17 protein-coding genes are annotated in these 19,514 nt (G+C 60.2%); 10 read left to right on the top strand and 7 right to left on the bottom strand.

Translation table 11 applies throughout. The features are described from left to right. Nucleotides 1–55 precede the first annotated feature (55 nt). The 3 genes from ACZRJ6_RS24200 to ACZRJ6_RS24210 form a co-directional block, all read right to left on the bottom strand. Nucleotides 56–1,603: a phosphoenolpyruvate carboxykinase gene (locus tag ACZRJ6_RS24200; protein ID WP_133103048.1), complete on the bottom strand. Its 1,548-nt coding sequence runs from the start codon at nucleotides 1,601–1,603 to the stop codon at nucleotides 56–58. 179 nt (nucleotides 1,604–1,782) lie between these two features. After that, nucleotides 1,783–2,685, bottom strand: coding sequence for an Hsp33 family molecular chaperone HslO (gene hslO, locus ACZRJ6_RS24205; protein ID WP_463968932.1), 903 nt, complete (start codon nucleotides 2,683–2,685; stop codon nucleotides 1,783–1,785). Nucleotides 2,686–2,852: 167 nt separating this feature from the next. Further along, nucleotides 2,853–3,260, bottom strand: a complete 408-nt coding sequence (locus ACZRJ6_RS24210; RefSeq protein WP_133103046.1) for a S4 domain-containing protein — start codon at nucleotides 3,258–3,260, stop codon at nucleotides 2,853–2,855. A gap of 297 nt (nucleotides 3,261–3,557) precedes the next feature. On the opposite strand from ACZRJ6_RS24210, the gene rimB reads away from it, so the two are divergent. Further along, on the top strand, nucleotides 3,558–4,040 hold the full coding sequence (rimB, locus tag ACZRJ6_RS24215; RefSeq protein WP_133103045.1) for a retropepsin-like aspartic endopeptidase RimB: 483 nt from the start codon (nucleotides 3,558–3,560) through the stop codon (nucleotides 4,038–4,040). Beyond that, the gene (rimK, locus tag ACZRJ6_RS24220; protein ID WP_038445187.1) at nucleotides 4,037–4,942 is read left to right on the top strand and encodes a 30S ribosomal protein S6--L-glutamate ligase; all 906 of its coding nucleotides are present in this window, start codon (nucleotides 4,037–4,039) and stop codon (nucleotides 4,940–4,942) included. The genes rimB and rimK overlap by 4 nt, the downstream gene beginning before the upstream one ends. 89 nt (nucleotides 4,943–5,031) lie before the next feature. Here the strand turns inward: rimK and ACZRJ6_RS24225 are convergent, their stop codons facing one another. Together ACZRJ6_RS24225 and ompR are read right to left on the bottom strand one after the other, a co-directional pair. After that, nucleotides 5,032–6,345 (bottom strand): ATP-binding protein, encoded by a 1,314-nt coding sequence (locus ACZRJ6_RS24225; RefSeq protein ID WP_133103044.1) that lies wholly within the window; start codon nucleotides 6,343–6,345, stop codon nucleotides 5,032–5,034. 117 nt (nucleotides 6,346–6,462) lie between these two features. Continuing rightward, nucleotides 6,463–7,203, bottom strand: coding sequence for an osmolarity response regulator transcription factor OmpR (ompR, locus tag ACZRJ6_RS24230; protein WP_133103043.1), 741 nt, complete (start codon nucleotides 7,201–7,203; stop codon nucleotides 6,463–6,465). A 355-nt stretch (nucleotides 7,204–7,558) separates the two neighbouring features. Between ompR and ACZRJ6_RS24235 the strand changes: the two genes are divergently transcribed. The 7 genes from ACZRJ6_RS24235 (at nucleotide 7,559) to tauD (ending at nucleotide 15,754) form a co-directional block, all read left to right on the top strand. After that, nucleotides 7,559–9,895 (top strand): Tex family protein, encoded by a 2,337-nt coding sequence (locus ACZRJ6_RS24235; RefSeq protein ID WP_463968931.1) that lies wholly within the window; start codon nucleotides 7,559–7,561, stop codon nucleotides 9,893–9,895. Continuing rightward, the gene (locus tag ACZRJ6_RS24240; protein WP_463968930.1) at nucleotides 9,895–10,278 is read left to right on the top strand and encodes a PaaI family thioesterase; all 384 of its coding nucleotides are present in this window, start codon (nucleotides 9,895–9,897) and stop codon (nucleotides 10,276–10,278) included. Before ACZRJ6_RS24235 ends, ACZRJ6_RS24240 begins: the two co-directional genes overlap by 1 nt. Before the next feature lie 213 nt (nucleotides 10,279–10,491). Continuing rightward, complete coding sequence (gene gshA, locus ACZRJ6_RS24245; protein ID WP_463968929.1) at nucleotides 10,492–12,075, top strand: glutamate--cysteine ligase; 1,584 nt, start codon at nucleotides 10,492–10,494, stop codon at nucleotides 12,073–12,075. 180 nt (nucleotides 12,076–12,255) lie between these two features. Next, nucleotides 12,256–13,233 (top strand): taurine ABC transporter substrate-binding protein, encoded by a 978-nt coding sequence (tauA, locus tag ACZRJ6_RS24250; RefSeq protein ID WP_463968928.1) that lies wholly within the window; start codon nucleotides 12,256–12,258, stop codon nucleotides 13,231–13,233. Between the two features lie 16 nt (nucleotides 13,234–13,249). After that, nucleotides 13,250–14,029: a taurine ABC transporter ATP-binding subunit gene (tauB, locus tag ACZRJ6_RS24255; protein WP_463968927.1), complete on the top strand. Its 780-nt coding sequence runs from the start codon at nucleotides 13,250–13,252 to the stop codon at nucleotides 14,027–14,029. Then, entirely contained in the window at nucleotides 14,026–14,862 is an 837-nt protein-coding gene (gene tauC, locus ACZRJ6_RS24260) for a taurine ABC transporter permease TauC (protein WP_463968926.1), read from the top strand. The genes tauB and tauC overlap by 4 nt, the downstream gene beginning before the upstream one ends. 55 nt (nucleotides 14,863–14,917) lie before the next feature. After that, on the top strand, nucleotides 14,918–15,754 hold the full coding sequence (gene tauD / locus ACZRJ6_RS24265) for a taurine dioxygenase (protein ID WP_463968925.1): 837 nt from the start codon (nucleotides 14,918–14,920) through the stop codon (nucleotides 15,752–15,754). A 64-nt stretch (nucleotides 15,755–15,818) separates the two neighbouring features. Here the strand turns inward: tauD and mgrA are convergent, their stop codons facing one another. After that, nucleotides 15,819–16,856: an L-glyceraldehyde 3-phosphate reductase gene (gene mgrA, locus ACZRJ6_RS24270; RefSeq protein WP_463968924.1), complete on the bottom strand. Its 1,038-nt coding sequence runs from the start codon at nucleotides 16,854–16,856 to the stop codon at nucleotides 15,819–15,821. 242 nt (nucleotides 16,857–17,098) lie between these two features. Here mgrA and ACZRJ6_RS24275 point away from each other — a divergent pair, with 242 nt between their 5' ends. Beyond that, nucleotides 17,099–17,347, top strand: a complete 249-nt coding sequence (locus ACZRJ6_RS24275) for a hypothetical protein (RefSeq protein WP_149413879.1) — start codon at nucleotides 17,099–17,101, stop codon at nucleotides 17,345–17,347. Between the two features lie 3 nt (nucleotides 17,348–17,350). Here ACZRJ6_RS24275 and betT read toward each other — a convergent pair whose 3' ends face one another. Continuing rightward, entirely contained in the window at nucleotides 17,351–19,312 is a 1,962-nt protein-coding gene (betT, locus tag ACZRJ6_RS24280) for a choline transporter BetT (RefSeq protein WP_463969223.1), read from the bottom strand. Between the last annotated feature and the right edge of the window lie 202 nt (nucleotides 19,313–19,514).

The raw sequence follows: 19,514 nt of genomic DNA on the forward strand, positions 1-19,514 counted from the left end.
TTTGCCCACAAAAAACCGCCCACAAGGGGCGGCTTTTTCAAACAGCTACCGAATCTTACAACTTCGGCCCAGCCGCCTTGATCGCGTCGCTCACTTCAAACTTCTTGAAGTTCTCAACAAACAACCCGGCCAGCGCTTTCGCGGCTTCATCGTAAGCAGCCTTGTCAGCCCAAGTGTTACGTGGGTTCAACAAGCCAGTCTCAACACCCGGCACGGCCAATGGCACGTCGAGGTTGATGGTGTCGAGGTGCTCGGTTTCAGCACCGATCAACGCGCCGCTCTGGATCGCTGCAATCACGCCACGGGTTGTCGGGATGTTGAAGCGTTTGCCCACGCCGTAGCCGCCACCAGTCCAGCCGGTGTTGACCAGGTAGACCTTGGAGCCAAAGCCGCGGATGCGCTTGATCAGCAGTTCTGCGTATTCGCCAGCCGGACGCGGGAAGAACGGTGCGCCAAAGCAGGTGGAGAAGGTCGACTTGATGCCGCTGCCCGAACCCATTTCAGTCGAGCCCACCAAAGCGGTGTAGCCGGACAGGAAGTGGTAGGCCGCTTGTTCTTCGCTGAGGATCGACACTGGCGGCAGTACGCCGGTCAGGTCGCAGGTCAGGAAGATCACGGCGTTTGGCTCGCCACCAAGGTTTTTCGGTGCGCGTTTTTCGATCAGCTCGCGTGGGTAAGCTGCGCGGCTGTTCTGGGTCAGGCTGTCATCGGCGTAGTCGGCCTTTTTGTCGGCATCCAGGACAACGTTTTCCAGTACGGCGCCGTGCTGGATGGCTTTCCAGATCACCGGCTCGTTCTTCTCGGACAGGTCGATGCACTTGGCATAGCAACCGCCTTCGATGTTGAAGACCACGCCAACGCCCCAGCCGTGCTCGTCGTCGCCGATCAGGTAGCGGCTTTCGTCGGCGGACAGGGTGGTTTTACCGGTACCCGACAGGCCGAAGAACAACGTGACGTCGCCTTCTTCGCCCATGTTGGCAGCGCAGTGCATTGGCAGCACGTCGACGGCTGGCAGCAGGAAGTTTTGTACGGAGAACAGGGCTTTTTTCATTTCGCCGGCGTAGCGCATGCCAGCGATCAGCACTTTCTTGGCCGCGAAGTTGATGATCACGGTGCCGTCGGAGTTGGTGCCGTCACGCTCAGGTTCGCAGACGAACTCTGGGACGTTGAGGATCTGCCACTCGCCCTTGCCGCCGGCGTTGTACTGGCCAGCTTCAGGGTTGATGAACAGGCAACGGCCGAACAGGTTGTGCCAGGCAGTACCTGTGGTCATTTTGACCGGCAGGTAGTGCGCCGGGTCGGAGCCTACATGCACGTGGGAAACAAAACGCTCACGCTCGCCGATGAAGGCTTCAACGCGGTTCCACAGGGCGTCGAACTTGTCGGCCGGGAACTTGCGGTTGATCGGGCCCCAGGCGATGGCGGCCTGGGTGGAAGGCTCTTCAACGATGAAACGGTCGACCGGCGAACGGCCGGTACGGTGACCGGTGCGTACGACCAGCGCGCCAGTATCGGCAAGCTCGCCTTCACCGCGCTGCAGGGCTTCTTTGACCAGATCGTCAACACTCAGATCGGTGTATACGGCGTTATTGGCTTGCGTCATGAGGTTCCCCGTCGGCCTATGGCCGAGTGCTCCAAACGTTTTGTAGTAGAAAGTTGCGCACTACTACCGCAGAAAAAGTGGGCCGGATTATGCCAGAAAAGCCCAAAAAAAGTAGGGCCCTCCCGTCAGAACGGCGCTAATCCGGCGTTTGTCAGGTGATTTACCTGTGCTTAAACGTTTTAGTGGTGGGTGCCCGAAGGGGTATCGACGCCCGCCCCGGCGAATAATTGGGCGATATCGGCAGCGTCGAACAGGTAGCGCTGGTTGCAGAATTGGCAATCAATTTCGATATTGCCACCGTGTTCTACCACCAGAGTCTGGGCATCTTCCAGGCCCAGGCTCACCAAGGCATTGGCCGAGCGCTCGCGGGAACAGCTGCAGCGAAAACGCAGAGACTGCACGTCGAACAGGCGCACGTTTTCTTCGTGGTAGAGGCGGTGCAGGACGGTTTCGTTGTCCAGGCCCAGCAACTCTTCGGCAGTCAGGGTGCTGGCCAGAGCGGTGATGTGCTGCCAACTGGCGGCGCGGTCTTCCTCATCGCGGATACGGTCGGCTGGCAGTTGCTGCAACAGCAGGCCACGGGCGCGCTTGCCGTCGGCGTTGAGCCAGAAGCGGGTGCCCACTTGCTGGGACATCACGAAATAGTTGGTGAAACACTCCGACAGGTCGGCGCCGTCCAGGTCAACGATGCCCTGGTAACGCTGGCCCTGGGTCGGGTCGACGGTGAGGGCCAGCACGCCGTCGGGCATCAGGTCGGCCAGCGTGGCGTCGGGAGCGATCTGGTCGGCTTCGTAACGGGCCAGGCCGCGGATTTCGCGCTCGCTGGAGCACTCGATCATCAGCAGCGGGATCGGACCATCGGAACGGGCCTGCAGGATCAGCAAGCCATCGAACTTCAAGGTACCGACCAGCAGCGAGGCCGCGGCCATCAGCTCGCCGAGCAGTTGCGCGACCGGCTCCGGATAGGGGTGCTTGGCAAGGACTTCGGCATAGCTGCGCTCCAAGGCGACCAGTTCGCCGCGGGCGTCGCTGTCGTCGAAGATGAAGCGTTGGGTGAAGTCGGTATCCGGTAGATCAGTCATAGGTCTGGGTATCTGAATTGATGACGATGTTTCTAGAATTATGCGTTTTAGCACCGATTTGGTGCATTTCTCCTCTGAAAAACGAAGCGTTTTAAAGCGAAGATGAGACAGTTTATGAACAAACCGAGTTTGTTCCAAGCCAAGTGAAGCCTCGGGCGATTAGCCCGTTAATCATCGTTGCCGCTGCCGCGGAACTTAAACAAATCCCGGCGCTGCTTCTTGCTCGGTTTGCCATCGGTGCTGACACCCAGTGATCCGGCCTTGCGCATCGCCGCCGCGTTCTCGCGCTTGGCGATACTGGCTTCGGTCTCGGCGTACAGCGCCTGTGCCTCGGGCGCGCCTCGGCGGACAATAGAGAGCGCCTGAACCACCACCGTACGCTCATCAAAACCGACGCGGATCTGGAACTCATCACCCATGCGCGGCTCCTTGCCCGGCTTGCAGCGCTCACCACGACAATGCACCTTGCCACTCTCAATAGCGGTCTTGGCCAGCGCACGGGTCTTGTAGAAGCGCGCCGCCCACAGCCATTTGTCCAAACGGACTTTTTCGTCCTCTTCCTGCTTTTGAGCCACTTGAATTCCCCGCGCTGAAAAATGCCGCAACTGAACAGTCGAACCCCATCGACGCATAAACATCGGGGCTCACCTAAGATACGCCAGTCACTACACTGTTTCTGTGAGTTTCCATTGAGCCGACTGATTTCTGAAGCTCGATAGATAACGGTCGCCATTTGCCAAGTATTCTGCGTGAATACCGCGAATTCGATCCCGAGCCCTGAGTAACAGTTCGGGGATTGTCACAATCCGTGAGCAGTTGGACGTTACTGTCCTCGACGACTGCGAATTATTTCTGAATGCCGGTTACCCATATTGAAGACTTTTGACCATTTGACCGTTGTGGGTCTGCGTGAGTGGGTGGCACTTCCCGGCTTGGGAGTGGCCGGCCTGCGAGCAAAGATCGACACCGGCGCCAGTACCTCAAGCCTGCATGCCACCGAGATCGAGCCCTTTGAGCGCGACGGTGAAAAATGGGTGCGGTTCACCGCGCACCTGGGCAGCGTGGTGCAACTGCGTCACCGACGCTGCGAAGCGCCGCTGGTGGCGATGAAAACCATTAAGAGCTCCAACGGCCAGGCGCAGGTGCGCTATGTCATCAGCACGACTCTGGCTTTGGGTGATCGGGTATGGCAGGTGGAGTTCACCCTCGCCTGCCGCAAAGCCATGCGCTATCGCCTGCTGCTCGGTTCCAAAGCCCTGATTGACGGCCAACTGGTGGTCAATCCCGGGTTCAAGTACGTTCAAGACAAGCCGGTGTTCCCGGCCTCTACTATTTCTGTCACAGGTGTTGCATGAAAATCGCTGTGCTGTCGCGTAACCCGCGTCTGTATTCCACCCGTCGCCTGGTCGAGGCCGGCACCGAGCGTGGCCATGAGATGGTGGTGATCGATACGTTGCGCGCCTATATGAACATTGCCAGCCATAAGCCGCAGATCCATTACCGGGGCAAGCCGTTGGAGGGCTTCGACGCGGTGATTCCACGGATCGGCGCTTCGGTGACGTTCTACGGCTGCGCGGTGTTGCGCCAATTTGAAATGATGGGGGTGTTTCCCCTCAACGAATCGGTAGCCATCGCCCGCTCGCGGGACAAGCTGCGCTCGCTGCAGTTGCTGTCGCGGCGCGGCATCGGCTTGCCGGTGACCGGGTTCGCTCACTCCCCCGACGACATTCCCGACCTGATCGAAATGGTCAACGGCGCGCCGCTGGTGATCAAGGTACTGGAAGGCACCCAAGGCATCGGCGTCGTGTTGTGTGAAACCGCAACAGCGGCAGAGTCGGTGATTGAAGCGTTCATGGGCCTCAAGCAAAACATCATGGTCCAGGAATACATCAAGGAAGCCGGCGGTGCGGATATCCGCTGCTTCGTGGTCGGCGACAAGGTGATTGCGGCGATGAAGCGCCAGGCCAAGCCGGGCGAGTTTCGCTCCAACCTGCACCGTGGCGGTAGCGCCAGCCTGATCAAAATCACCCCTGAAGAGCGCATGACAGCGCTGCGGGCAGCCAAGGTCATGGGGTTGAGTGTGGCGGGTGTGGATATCCTGCGTTCCAACCACGGGCCGCTGGTGATGGAAGTGAACTCGTCACCGGGCCTGGAAGGGATTGAGACCACCACCAACAAGGATGTGGCGGGGATCATCATTCAGCATCTAGAGAAGAATAGCGGGCCGAATATGACTCGGACCAAAGGGAAGGGGTAGAGGAGCAGTTACAAGCGTCAAGCTATAAGCTGCAAGAAAGAGCAAAAGCAGCCTGCTTTTCTCTTGCAGCTTGAGGCTTACTGCTGCACCTACACAGCATCCCTGGGCAACATCAGCCCCAATGGCAAGCGCACCCGCGCTTCCAGGCCGCCATCGGTACGGTTACGCAGCTCAACATTGCCGCCGTGCATCGAGGCAATCCGCCGGACGATCGCCAGCCCAAGGCCCGTACCCTTGCCACCACGGGCACGGTCGCCACGGGTGAACGGGTTGAAGATGCCCTCCAGTTCCGCCGGGTCTATACCCGCGCCACGGTCCATGACGCTCAGTACCACGTAAGGCGCATTGGTATCGCCCGATACATAGGCCGCGACTTCCACATCTGAGCCAGCGTGATGCAGGGCGTTGCCGATCAGGTTGTTCAGCAGTCGCTTCATTGAAACCCGACGCAAGGCAAACGGCTGGATCGGCTCCAGGCGCATACGCACCTGCTCGCCATTCTGGTTGTAGGGCGCCACTACTTCACGCACCAGGTCGGTCAGGTCGACCTCTTCCACCACTTCGTCACGGCCATCGCGGATAAACGCGAGGAACTGGTCGAGAATGGCGTCCATGTCTTCGATGTCGCGGACCATGCCGTCGGTAAGGTCAGTGTGATTGCCCATCAGCTCCAGGGACAGACGCAGCCGCGTCAGCGGCGTGCGCAAGTCATGGGAGACTCCGGCGAGCATCAACTCGCGCTCACGGCCGGCCTGTTCGACGTCCTCTGCCATCTGGTTGAACGCGCTGTACACCTCGGTCATTTCGCTGGGGGTGTCACTGATGGGCAAGCGCACGCTACGCCCCTGCCCCAGTTGTCGGGCAGCAAACACCAGGCGCTTGAGCGGCTGGTTCAACTGGCGAACGAAAATCCACGCCGACGCGGTAGACAGCAAACCGATGGCGAGGAACCAGCCCAGCACGTTCCAGATTTTCTGCCCCCGCAATGGATGCGGATACAGCGGCACTTTCAGCCAGCCATCCCCCAGGCTCGGAGCCCGCACCCACAGCGCGGGAGACACATGCATGCGCAGCCGCACCTCGGTGTCTTCACCCAGTTCGGCCTGCATCTGGCGTTGATAGATTTCACTGTAGGGCCAATGCTGCTCCCCTTCCGGTACACCAGCGCCCACCACTCGGGTCAGCGTCGCGGCCTTGGCGATCTTCTCGCGATTCTCGGGGTCTGCGGCCCAATAGGCACGCAAGGTGAGGGCGACACCGTGGCTGTACTGTCGATCCACCAGCACGTCTTCGTTCATCAATAGATAAACCAGTGTCAGTGCCTTGGAAAACAGTACGACGATCAGCACCAGCCAAAGGGTGCGAGAAAAAAAGCTTTGCGGGAACCACAGCGGGGTTTTCATAGAAGACAGCTAGACACCTTGCAGGAGCGAGCAGGGCTCGCAGAATTGCAGACGCCGGGAATCCGGCTGACCCTCAAGGGATCAAATACCGGAATACCCGCACCTGCAAATCATTGGTCACTTGGTCGCAGTGCCATCCGGCACAAATACGTAACCCACACCCCACACCGTCTGGATATAACGCGGCTTGGACGGGTCTGGTTCGATCATGCGGCGCAGACGGGAAATCTGCACGTCAATGGAGCGCTCCAGAGCGTCCCACTCGCGGCCACGGGCCAGGTTCATCAGTTTGTCGCGGGTCAATGGCTGACGGGCATTCATCACCAGCGCCTTGAGCACAGCGAATTCGCCGGTGGTGAGCATGTGGACTTCGTCGCCACGCTTGAGCTCACGGGTCGCCAGGGACAGCTCGTAGTCGCCAAAGGTGACGCTTTCGTCTTCACTGCCCGGGGCGCCCGGCACTGGAGCGGCCTGGCGACGCAATACCGCCTTGACCCGAGCCATGAGCTCATCAGGGTTGAACGGCTTGGCCAGATAATCGTCGGCGCCCAGTTCGAGCCCCTTGATGCGGCTCAGCTCATCGCCCTTGGCGGTCAGCATGATGATCGGAATCTGATTGTTCGCACCGCGCAGGCGTTTGCAGGCCGTCAGGCCGTCTTCTCCGGGCAGCATCAGGTCGAGTACGACCAGGTTGAATACTTCGCGCCCCAGCAGGCGGTCCATCTGCTCGGTATTGGGCACCGATCGGGCGCGGTAGCCCTTGGAGTTGAAGAACCGCTCCAGCAGGCTGCTCAGCCCTGGATCGTCATCAACGATGAGAATTTTTTCGCCTTCAGCAGTTTGTGCAGTGCTGCTCATTAGATGCTCCTCTTATCTCGGTGCGCATTATGGCGTAGCTGCCGTTATACGCACCGTGTGCATTGTTAGCAGATTTTTCCTCTACTGCCAGTGAACCTGCGCCCTTCAACATCCCGCGCAATCCCCCCAACGGCAGAACGCTGGTTATACTGCGCCGCCTTTGTGCAGGGAAAATTCAGATCTTTACCGTTTGCTGCATGCCGTTTTTTTCACAGGCACGCAGTGATTTTCCGATTTCGAGGGTCAATAGGCTGCCTCTTGACCCAGGCAGCGGCGCCAGTCGGGCCGCTCAACCAGTCTCAAAGGGCCTTGTTCTCCGGGCCTGCGAGCTGCTTTCAGAATTTCAGGTGGTTTTATGGACAGCATCAACAGCCGCATCGCCGAGGAACTCGGTGTACGCCCACAACAGGTCGAAGCGGCCGTCGCTCTACTGGATGAAGGCTCCACAGTGCCCTTCATCGCCCGTTACCGTAAAGAAGTGACCGGCAGCCTCGATGACATCCAGTTGCGGCATCTGGAAGAGCGCCTGCGCTACCTGCGAGAACTCGACGAACGGCGCATCAGCATCCTCGCCAGCATCCAGGAGCAGGGCAAGCTGACCCCGCAATTGGAGCGCGACATCAAGCTCGCCGACACCAAGACCCGCCTCGAAGACTTGTACCTGCCGTACAAGCAGAAGCGCCGCACCAAGGGCCAGATCGCCCTGGAAGCTGGCCTCGGCGACTTGGCCGACGGTCTGTTCAACGACCCGTCCCTGGCCCCGGAAAGCGAAGCTGCGCGCTTTGTCGACGCCGAAAAAGGTGTTGCCGACGTCAAGGCTGCCCTCGAAGGCGCCAAGTACATCCTCATGGAGCGCTTCGCCGAAGACGCCAATCTGCTGGAAAAACTGCGCAGCTACCTGAAACAGGAGGCCGTCCTCAGTGCCCGAGTCATCGCCGGCAAGGAAGAGGAAGGCTCCAAGTTCCGCGATTACTTCGAACACGACGAGCCGCTCAAGAGCATGCCGTCCCACCGCGCCCTGGCGATTTTCCGTGGGCGCAACGAAGGCATTCTCAGCTCCGCGCTTAAAGTCGGCGACGAGCTGCCGGGCACCATGCACCCGTGCGAAGGCATGATCGGTCAACAATTCGGCATCCAGAATCAGAATCGTCCTGCGGACAAGTGGCTCGGTGAAGTCGTGCGCTGGACCTGGAAGGTCAAGCTCTATACCCACCTGGAAACCGACCTGCTGGGCGAGTTGCGCGACGGCGCCGAAACCGAAGCAATTAACGTATTTGCCCACAACCTGCATGACCTGCTGCTGGCTGCACCGGCCGGCCCGCGCGCCACTCTGGGCCTGGACCCGGGCCTGCGCACCGGTTGCAAGGTCGCCGTGGTGGATGCCACCGGCAAGATGCTCGACCACGCCACGGTCTATCCGCACGTGCCCCACAACAAGTGGGACCAGACCATCGCCATCCTCGCCGCCTTGTGTGCCAAACACTCGGTGGACCTGATCGCCATCGGCAACGGCACTGCCAGCCGTGAAACTGACAAGCTTGCCGCCGAGCTGATCAAAAAGTACCCAAGCATGAAGATGACCAAGGTCATGGTCTCTGAGGCGGGCGCGTCGGTGTACTCGGCCTCGGAACTGGCTTCCAAGGAATTCCCGGACCTCGACGTGACGATCCGTGGCGCGGTATCGATTGCTCGCCGCTTGCAGGACCCATTGGCCGAGCTGGTGAAAATCGACCCTAAATCCATCGGTGTCGGCCAGTACCAGCACGACGTGTCGCAGCTGAAACTGGCGCGTGGCCTGGACGCGGTGGTGGAGGATTGCGTGAACGCCGTCGGTGTCGATGTAAACACCGCTTCCGTGGCGCTGCTGGCCCGGATCTCCGGCCTCAACGCTACCCTGGCGCAGAACATCGTCACCCACCGCGACGAAAACGGTGCCTTCAAGACCCGTGCAGCGCTGAAAAAGGTCGCACGCCTTGGCGAAAAAACCTTCGAGCAGGCCGCCGGCTTCCTGCGCGTGATGAACGGTGACAATCCGCTGGACTCCTCGGCCGTCCACCCGGAAGCCTATCCGCTGGTGCAACGGATCGCCGCTGAAACCGATCGCGACATCCGCTCGCTGATTGGCGACGCCACGTTCCTCAAGCGCCTGGACCCGAAAAAGTACACCGACGAAACCTTCGGCGTGCCGACCATAACCGACATCCTGCAAGAGCTGGAAAAGCCGGGCCGCGACCCACGTCCCGAGTTCAAGACCGCCGAGTTCCAGGAAGGCGTCGAAGACCTCAAGGACCTCCAACTGGGGATGATCCTCGAAGGCGTGGTGACCAACGTGACCAACTTCGGCGCGTTTGTGGATATCGGCGTGCATCAGGACGGTTTGGTGCATATCTCGGCGCTTTCCGAGAAGTTCATCAAGGACCCTCGCGAAGCGGTGAAAGCCGGTGACGTGGTCAAGGTCAAGGTCATGGAAGTCGACATCCCGCGCAAACGCGTGGGCCTGTCGATGCGCATGAGCGACACCCCCGGCGAGAAAATCGACGGTGCCCGTGGCGCACGCCCAGGCTCGGCGCCTCGCCAGTCGCAAAACCGCTCTCAAAATACGGCACCGCGCAAGGAAACCGCCACCGAAGCCCCGGCCAATAACGCCATGGCGTCGCTGTTCGCCAACGCCAAACAACTGAAGAAGCGCTAATGGAATTGCCAGCCGGTTTGACCCACAGCGCATTCAGTGAACTGATCGGCTGCCGCCTGCAACGCCTGGACCAGGGCGTTGCCGAAGTGGCCATGACCCTGGAACCGCAGCTGCGCAACCGCGCTGGCAAGCTCCATGGCGGGGCTATTTTCAGCCTGGTGGACATTGCCATGGGGCTGGCTTGTTCCAGCACCCATGGTTTCGACCAGCAGAGCGCGACCATCGAGTGCAAAATCAACTACATCCGGGCCGTTTCAGACGGCGACGTGCTGTGCACCGCCCGGGTTATTCACCCAGGCCGGCGCACGTTGGTGGTTGAGGCTGACGTGTACCAGGACGAAAAACTGGTCGCAAAAGCGCAAGGCACCTTCGCAGTCCTATAGCTCCCTGTCATCGATTTGAGTTAATTTCGGCGTTGTGAAAGCTGCGCCGAAATTTTTTTTGTGCGCAATAGCCAGATTCAGGATGAAGGCGGCTCTTTCAGAGTGGGTCAATCCGGCTCGAAAGCCAGGCGATAACGCCAGTTTTAACTTCACCCTTGTAGACCGTCTTGCCCACCCCCATATTGGGGCGACTGACGCGTGAAGGAATCCAACTTGAGCGAACTTCTCAACCGCCGCCTGGCTCTGCTCGGCGAGCGCGCCCACCTCTCTTTGCTTGAGCATTGCCTGCACGGCATCGAGCGTGAATGCCTGCGTGTCACCCATGAAGGTCGGCTGGCGCAAACGCCGCATCCCGAGGCCTTGGGCGCCGCACTGACCCATGAACAGATCACCACCGATTACTCCGAGTCGCTGCTGGAGTTCATCACTCCGGCCCTGCCCAACCCGGCAGACACCCTGAGCAGCCTCGACAAGATTCACCGTTTTGCCTACAGCAAGCTCGGCAACGAGTACCTGTGGAGTCCATCGATGCCGTGCCCATTGCCGGCCGAGGAAGATATTCCGATTGCCTACTACGGCACCTCCAACATCGGCCAGCTCAAGTATGTGTACCGCAAGGGCCTGGCCCTGCGTTACGGCAAGACCATGCAATGCATCGCCGGCATCCACTACAACTTCTCCCTGCCGGAAGATTTGTGGCCGCTACTCAAGGAAGCCGAAGGCTTTGTCGGTACTGACCGCGACTATCAGTCCACGGCCTATATCGCGCTGATCCGTAACTTCCGCCGCTACAGCTGGCTGCTGATGTACCTGTTTGGCGCCTCGCCAGCCCTGGATGCCGGCTTCCTGCGCGGTCGTTCCCATCAGCTGGAGCAACTGGACGCCGATACCCTGTACCTGCCCTATGCCACCAGCCTGCGCATGAGCGACCTGGGTTACCAAAGCAACGCCCAGGCGGGTCTCACGCCTTGCTACAACGACCTGGACAGCTACACCGACAGCCTGCGCGAAGCGGTGGCAACCCCCTACGCCCCGTATGTCGAAGTCGGCACCCACAAGGACGGTGAGTGGGTACAGCTCAACACCAACATCCTGCAAATCGAAAACGAGTACTACTCCAACATCCGCCCCAAGCGCGTGACCTACACCGGCGAACGGCCGATCCAGGCGCTGGTGGCCCGTGGCATCCAGTACATCGAAGTGCGCTGCCTGGACATCAACCCGTTCCTGCCAATGGGCATCGACTTGCAAGAGTCGCGCTTCCTCGACGCATTCCTGCTGTATTGCGCGCTGAACGACAGCCCGCTGTTTGCTGATAACGAATGCGGCAACGCCACGTCCAACTTCCTCAGCGTGGTCAAGGAAGGCCGCCGTCCGGGCCTGCAATTGCAGCGTCGCGGTGAATCGGTGGAGATGAAGGAATGGGCCGCCGAGTTGCTGGCGAAGATTGCTCCTCTCGCGACGCTGCTGGACCAGAGCCACGGTTGCACTGAACACAGCCAGGCACTGGACGCCCAGTTGGCGAAGATCAAGGACCCGTCCCTCACGCCATCAGCCCAGGTGCTGGCAGCGATGAGTGAACGCAAAGAAAGTTTTGCGCAGTTCTCCCTGCATCAGAGCCAGGTGCATGCCGAGTTCTTCCGCAAGGAGCCGCTGGCCGCTGAGGAACAGGCGCGTTTTGAGGAACTGGCGCGCAGTTCACTGGCGCAACAGGCGGAGCTCGAGCAAAACGAAGTGGGGGATTTCGACGTGTTTGTCGGGTCGTACCAGGCGAGTATTTTGGCGATCAGTAACTAATTAACGGCCAACGAATAACCTGTGGCGAGGGAGCTTGCTCCCTCGCCACAGGTTTGGTGTTCACCCGGCAATGGATTTTCCCCTCATAAGCTAATTCGAAAATGTTATTTATTTTCGGGTTCTTAGATCATTTAGTCTCATCAAACGCCGACCCTCGGCCGCCTGATGAGGAACTTCCCCTTGAAACTGCACTTCCCCCTACGCCTCCTGGCGGCTTTTTCCCTGGCCGGCGCCAGCCTGTTTGCCCAGGCCGCCGATGTCACTATCGCCTACCAGACCACCGTGGACCCGGCGAAAGTCGCCCAGGCCGACGGCGCTTATGAAAAAGCCACCAATGCCAAGATCGACTGGCGCAAATTCGACAACGGTTCCGACATCATCGCCGCTATCGCGTCCGGCGATGTACAGATCGGCTACCTCGGTTCCAGCCCGCTGACCGCCGCCATCACCCGCAAAGTGCCGGTGGAAACCTTCCTCGTCGCTACCCAGATCGGTGGTGCTGAAGCCCTGGTGGCCCGCAACGGCTCCGGGATCAATAGCCCACAGGATCTGATCGGCAAGAAAATCGCCGTGCCTTTCGTCTCCACCGGCCATTACAGCCTGCTGGCGGCGCTGAAGCACTGGAACATTGATCCATCAAAAGTAACCATTCTCAACCTCGCGCCACCGGCCATCGTCGCCGCCTGGAAGCGCGGTGATATCGACGCCACTTACGTTTGGGACCCAGCCCTGGGCGTGGCCAAGGAAAACGGCAAGGTGCTGATCACCTCCGGCGAACTGGCCAAGTTCGGTGCACCGACCTTCGATGCCTGGATCGTGCGCAAAGACTTCGCCGAGAAACACCCGGAGATCGTCAGCGCATTCGCCAAAGTCACCCTCGATGCCTACGCCGCCTACCGCAAAGACCCACAAGCCTGGCTCGCCGACAAAGGCAACGTCGACAAACTGGTGAAGCTCTCCGGGGCCAAGGCCAGCGACATTCCTCTGCTGCTGCAAGGCAACGTCTACCCGCTGGCAGCTGATCAAGTAACGCTGCTGGGTGCGCCGACCACCAAGGCCGTCACCGACACCGCCGCGTTCCTCAAGGAGCAGGGCAAGGTCGAAGCCGTGCTGGCGGACTACGCGCCGTACGTCAGCGCCAAGTTCATCACCAACTGATCGGGAGTCCATCGCGATGGCCTTGCTACAACTGGAGCGCATCAGCGCACAGTACCCAGGCGCCACAGAGCCTGTGCTGGCTGATATTTCCCTAAGCCTTGGGCCCCTGCAATTGCTGGTCGCCCTCGGCCCGTCCGGCAGTGGCAAGACCTCGCTGTTGAACCTGATTGCCGGCTTCGTCGAACCCAGCGCCGGGCACATCACCCTTGATGGCGTGCCTGTAAAAGGGCCGAGCGCCGAACGTGGCGTAGTGTTCCAGGACGATGCCCTGCTGCCCTGGCAGGACGTGCTGGCCAATGTCGGCTTCGGCCTTGAACTGGCGGGCGTACCGAAAGCCAAGCGGGAAATCCGCGCCAGGGAAATGCTCGCCCTGGTGGACCTGGCCGGTTTCGACAGCCGACGCATCTGGCAACTTTCCGGCGGCCAGAGGCAGCGTGTCGGTTTGGCCCGTGCGTTGGCCGCCGACCCGCGCGTGTTGCTGATGGACGAACCTTTCGGCGCCCTTGATGCCTTCACCCGCGAACAGATGCAGGAGTTGCTGCTGCAGGTCTGGCAGCGCACCGCCAAGCCAGTGTTCCTGATTACCCATGACATTGAAGAAGCCGTCTTCCTCGCCACTGACCTGATTCTACTGGCACCCAATCCGGGCCAGATCGTCGAACGCCTGAGCCTGGACTTCGGCCAGCGCTACGCCGCTGGCGAACCAGCACGGACGATCAAGTCCGACCCGCGCTTTATCGAAACCCGCGAACACGTCCTGGGCAAAGTGTTCTCCCAACGGCAGGTGTACGCATGAGCAGTTATGAATTACCGGCCACCGCGACCAAGCCAGCGTCCCAGCCCGCCGTGCCGGTGCGCCGCAGTTTGAGCACGCGCTGGATCAGCGTGCTGACCCTGGTTGCCTTGCTGGCCATCTGGTGGGCCGTGACCGCCAGCGGGATGATCGAACCATTGTTCTTGCCACCGCCTTCTGCCGTGCTGCAAAAGGGCTGGCTGCTGGCGACCAGCGGCTACATGGATTCCACCTTGTGGCAGCACTTGGCCGCAAGCCTCGGCCGTATCGGCCTGGGCCTGGGTTTTGCCGTACTGACCGCCGTGCCGGTAGGCATCGCCATCGGTTCCAACCGCATCGCCCGGGGCATTCTCGACCCGCTGATCGAGTTCTACCGCCCGATTCCACCGCTGGCCTATCTGCCGCTAATCGTGATCTGGTGCGGCATCGGCGAGCTGTCCAAGGTGTTGCTGATCTACCTGGCGATTTTCGCGCCGATTGCCATCGCCACCGCCACCGGCGTGCGCACCGTCGACCCGGCCAAGCTGCGCGCCGCACAGTCGTTGGGCGCGACCCGCGCACAACTGATTCGCCACGTGATCCTGCCCAGCGCCTTGCCGGACATCCTCACTGGTGTGCGGATTGGCTTGGGTGTCGGCTGGTCAACCCTGGTAGCCGCCGAACTGATCGCCGCCACCAGCGGCCTGGGTTTCATGGTGCAGTCGGCGGCGCAGTTCCTGGTCACCGACGTGGTGGTGCTTGGCATCCTGGTCATCGCCCTGATTGCCTTCGCCATGGAAATGGGCCTGCGCGCCCTGCAGCGCAAACTGGTGCCATGGCACGGCCAGGCACACTGAACAGAACCGCACTGACTACGCCGACACCTCGGCGCCCAACACTTTCGAGAACAGCATGAGCAGCCTGACCGTAACGCCCTTAAGCATCGCCCTTGGCGCCCAGATCAATGGCGTCGACATCACTCAGCCACTGAATCTGGAGCAACGCGACGCCATCGAACAGGCGTTGCTCAAGCATTCGGTGCTGTTCTTTCGCGACCAGCCAATCACCCCCCAGCAACAGGCACGATTCGCGGCAAATTTCGGCGACCTGCACATTCACCCGATTTACCCCAACGTGCCGGAGCAACCCGAAGTACTGATCCTCGACACCGCCGTCACCGACGTGCGTGACAACGCCATCTGGCACACCGACGTGACCTTCCTGCCGACCCCGGCCCTGGGCGCGGTGCTCAGCGCCAAGCTGTTGCCGGAGTTTGGTGGAGACACCTTGTGGGCCAGCGGTATTGCCGCTTATGACGCGTTGTCGAAGCCGATGAAAAGTTTGTTGAACGGTTTGACCGCGACTCACGATTTCACGCGGTCCTTCCCCCTGGAGCGTTACGGCAACACCGCCGAAGATTTGGCCCGCTGGGAAGAAGCCCGGCGCAAAAACCCGCCACTGGCCCATCCGGTGATTCGCACCCACCCGGTGAGCGGGCGCAAATCGCTGTTCGTCAGCGACGGCTTCACCAGCAAAATCAACGAACTTGAACCCGCCGAAAGCGAAGCCATCCTCAAGTTGCTGTTCGCCCACGCCACCCGCCCGGAATTCACCATCCGCTGGCGCTGGCAGAAAAACGACGTGGCCTTCTGGGACAACCGCGTGACCCAACACTACGCCGTTGACGATTACCGGCCGCAACGGCGGGTGATGCATCGGGCGACGATTTTGGGGGATGTGCCGTTCTGATTAAGGCGCTGATCGTTCCCACACCCTGTGCGGGAACGATCAGTTATCAACTGAGCACTACCGCTTACTCAGCGGTAGACGGCTTCTCCCACAAGTTAATCCCGCCTTCCTGGGCAAACCGATCAATTTCCGCCAGCTCATCCGCCGTGAAGCTCAAGTTCTTCAACGCCCCGACGTTTTCAATGATCTGCTCTGGCCGGCTCGCACCGATCAAGGCGCTGGTCACCCGTGGATCGCGCAAGGTCCAGGCCAAGGCCAACTGCGCCAGGCTTTGCCCACGACGCTTGGCGATCTCATTGAGAGCTCGCACGTGGGCGATGTTGGCCTCCGACAGGTGCGAAGTCTGCAACGAACCTCCCCCCGGCCGATTCACCCGCGCATCGGCCGGTACGCCATTGAGGTATTTGTCGGTCAGCAGCCCCTGGGCCAGCGGCGTGAAGGCAATCACCCCGGTGCCAAGTTCGTCGGTGGTGTCCAACAGGTCCTTTTCCACCCAACGGTTGAGCAGGTTGTAGGCCGGCTGGTGGATCAGCAGCGGGACTTTCCACTCTTTGAGTAGCGCCGCCATTTCCCGGGTTTTTGCCCCCGAATAGGATGAGATACCAATGTACAGTGCCTTGCCTTGTTGCACGGCAGTGGCGAGGGCGCTGGCCGTTTCTTCCAGCGGGGTGTCGGCGTCGAAGCGGTGGGAATAGAAGATATCCACGTACTCGACACCCAGGCGTTGCAGGCTCTGGTCCAGGCTCGCCAACACGTATTTGCGCGAACCGCCGCCCTGGCCGTAAGGGCCGGGCCACATATCCCAGCCGGCCTTGCTGGAGATGATCAGTTCATCGCGGTAGTGCTTGAAGTCTTCGCGCAGTAGGCGACCGAAATTGATCTCGGCGCTGCCGTAAGGCGGGCCATAGTTGTTGGCCAGGTCGAAGTGGTTGATACCCAGGTCGAATGCCGTACGCAGCAAGGCGCGCTGGGTATCGATGGGGGTGCTGTCGCCAAAGTTGTGCCACAGCCCCAGGGACAGTGCTGGCAGCACGAGCCCGCTGCGGCCCACGCGGCGATAGGGAATAGATTCATAGCGGTTTTCGGCAGCAATGTAAGTCATCGAATCCTCTCTGGTCTGGGCATATAAGGCGCAGGAATAACGATATTCCCAGGCCTTTTAAGGGCAGCTGAATCGCTTAAGTACACCCATCCTTTCTACAGCAAAGGCCTATCAGGGTGGTACGACGAAGCTCACATAGAGGCGGTTTTCATACTTCTCGGTAGCCGTTCTCGGACGCGGCCTCGTTCTGCTCGACCGCTGCTACGCTAACGTCTGCCTTCAGGGATGTAGAGATATCGATCATGCACACCACACTCGTCATCACCTTCGGCCTGGCCCTGCTGGCGCTGATGCTGTTGATCGGCCAAAAACTGGGCGTCAGCCGGCACATGCTGGCTTATAGCTTCGTCGGGATTTGGTTGGTTTTATCGGTGGTCAACGGCGCGATAGGCGTGATCACCGCCGGCCAGCCCCTGGTGTCAGAGCTGGTGATCGGCAGTGTGGTGTTCGGTACGCCATTGGTGGCACTGGCCCTGTTCATCAGGGCCTGAGCTTCAACGAACCATGTGCAGGAACTGCATGTGGCGCTCGTACTGGTCGAGGATGTCGTTGATGATCTGCTCCTTGGTGTAGCCCACCAGGTCGTAATCCTGGCTGCCCTCACTCAAGTGCACTTCCGCCCGGTAGTAGCGGCGGTTGTTGATCTCCTTGGAAGCCATGCCACCCCGGGCAAACGACGGCGTGAAATAGCCGCGCATCTGCACCTGATAGACAAACGGCTGCTGCTCGCCGTGACCGATTTCCAGGCTGACGCTGTCGTTGGCCGGGTCGGGCTGGGTGACTACGCTCAGGCCTTTTTCGACAAACACCGCAGTCACTTCTTCGATAGCCGGACGCACCGTGGTTTCGAGGAAGCGGTACACCTCATCCCGTGACGGGAAGTGCACGGCCTGGCTCAAACGCTGACGCCAACCGCCACGCCCCTTGCGTGAGCCCGACACCGGAGCCAGGGAATGCAGCTGCGCAATCTGCTTCTGGGATTCGAGGTAGAAAGCCTTGTGCAGCCCCCACATCATCAGCAACAGGATCATCGAGAACGGCAACGACGTCAGCACTACCGCTGACTTCAGCGAATCGATACTGCCGGCAAACAGCAAGGCGCTGGTCACCAGCGCAGTCATCGCGCCCCAGAACACCCGCAGCCATTTCGGCCCGTCTTCATCGGCGGTGCCACCTTTGGAGGACAGGGTGGACAGCACCACAGTGCCGGAGTCGGCAGAGGTGACGAAGAACACAAAGCTGATAAACACCGTGACCGCGATGACCGTCTTGCTCCACGGGTAGGTTTCCAGCAGCAGGTAGAGGCTCATCGACGGATCATCAATAGCCGACTGCCCCAACGCGGTCAGGCCATGGTTGAGCACTTGGTCGATGGCGCTGTTGCCGAAGATCGACATCCAGGCCAGGGTGAAGCCCAACGGGATCAACAGCACGCCGAAGACGAATTCGCGGATGGTGCGACCCCGGGAAATACGCGCGATAAACAGGCCCACAAACGGCGACCATGCGATCCACCAGGCCCAATAGAACACAGTCCAGCCACCCAACCAGTCGCTGGGTTTATCGTAGGCGTAGAGGTCGAAACTCTTGGTCGGCAAGGCGCCGAGGTAGTCGCCGATATTCTGGATCAGGGTGTTGAGCAGGTGCTGGGTAGGCCCGGCGAACAGCACGAACAGCAGCAGCGCGCAGGCCAGCAGCATATTGATGTCGGACATCACCCGCACGCCCTTGTCGACACCGGAGACGGCCACCAGGATCGCCGCGCCCATCATCAAAGTGATGATGCCGACTTGAATCCATTGGGTGTGGGCCACGCCGAACAGGTAATCCAGCCCGGAGTTGAGGTGCAATACGCCAAAGCCCATGTCGGCACCCAGGCCGAACACCGTGGCGATGATGCCAAAGCCATCCACCGCATAGCCGATGGGGCCGTTGATACGTTTGCCGATCAGCGGGTACAGCGCCGAACGCAACGCCAGCGGCAGGTTATGCCGGTAGGCAAAATACGCCAGGGCCATGCCGACGAAGGCAAATACACCCCAGCCGTGCAGACCCCAGTGCAGAAACAGGATCTGCATGGCCTGGCGTGCGGCGTCTGCGTTCATGGCCTCGCCCTGGGGCGGTTGCACCAAGTGGGTCAACGGCTCAGAGACGCAGAAGAAAAACAGCGTGATGCTGATCCCGGCAGCGAACAGCATGCCGGCCCAGGACAGGTAACTGAATTCGGGCTCGTCGTGGTCGGCACCGAGCTTGATCTTGCCGTAACCAGATAGAGCGGTGACCACCACGAAGACCAGATACAGGGTCATCGCCAGCATGTAGTACCAGCCGACCGTATTGGCCGCCCAGTTTTGTGCGGCCAGCAGCCAGGCGCCAGCTTGTTCGGGGATAGCGATAACGGTCAGGCCAAACAGCAAAATGAAACTCGCGGCGAAGTAAAACACCGGCGGATTCATGCGGATCAGACTGCTGGAAGGTGTGGGCGATGCACTCATGAAGGGCGCACCTCAGGGGTGTTGGATGTGGTTGTAAAAAGCGGACTCAGCAAAGGCAAGCCTCCTGTTGTGAGCGGGCAGCGAACCACCGGTTTAACTTGAACGAACAGTCAAGTTAAACATGGATAGGCGTTTTGGGACTAATCGCAAGGCCAGGCGGTCG

The organism is Pseudomonas sp. C321 (genome assembly GCF_055407105.1).

Coding starts and splice junctions, on each gene's coding strand:
- ompR (WP_133103043.1), bottom strand. CDS start 7,203: ATGAGCAGCACTGCACAAACTGCTGAAGGCGAAAAAATTCTCATCGTT.
- ACZRJ6_RS24240 (WP_463968930.1), top strand. CDS start 9,895: ATGGAATTGCCAGCCGGTTTGACCCACAGCGCATTCAGTGAACTGATC.
- ACZRJ6_RS24235 (WP_463968931.1), top strand. CDS start 7,559: ATGGACAGCATCAACAGCCGCATCGCCGAGGAACTCGGTGTACGCCCA.
- betT (WP_463969223.1), bottom strand. CDS start 19,312: ATGAATCCGCCGGTGTTTTACTTCGCCGCGAGTTTCATTTTGCTGTTT.
- ACZRJ6_RS24200 (WP_133103048.1), bottom strand. CDS start 1,603: ATGACGCAAGCCAATAACGCCGTATACACCGATCTGAGTGTTGACGAT.
- ACZRJ6_RS24225 (WP_133103044.1), bottom strand. CDS start 6,345: ATGAAAACCCCGCTGTGGTTCCCGCAAAGCTTTTTTTCTCGCACCCTT.
- ACZRJ6_RS24275 (WP_149413879.1), top strand. CDS start 17,099: ATGCACACCACACTCGTCATCACCTTCGGCCTGGCCCTGCTGGCGCTG.
- hslO (WP_463968932.1), bottom strand. CDS start 2,685: ATGACTGATCTACCGGATACCGACTTCACCCAACGCTTCATCTTCGAC.
- rimK (WP_038445187.1), top strand. CDS start 4,037: ATGAAAATCGCTGTGCTGTCGCGTAACCCGCGTCTGTATTCCACCCGT.
- tauC (WP_463968926.1), top strand. CDS start 14,026: ATGAGCAGTTATGAATTACCGGCCACCGCGACCAAGCCAGCGTCCCAG.
- tauD (WP_463968925.1), top strand. CDS start 14,918: ATGAGCAGCCTGACCGTAACGCCCTTAAGCATCGCCCTTGGCGCCCAG.
- mgrA (WP_463968924.1), bottom strand. CDS start 16,856: ATGACTTACATTGCTGCCGAAAACCGCTATGAATCTATTCCCTATCGC.
- tauB (WP_463968927.1), top strand. CDS start 13,250: ATGGCCTTGCTACAACTGGAGCGCATCAGCGCACAGTACCCAGGCGCC.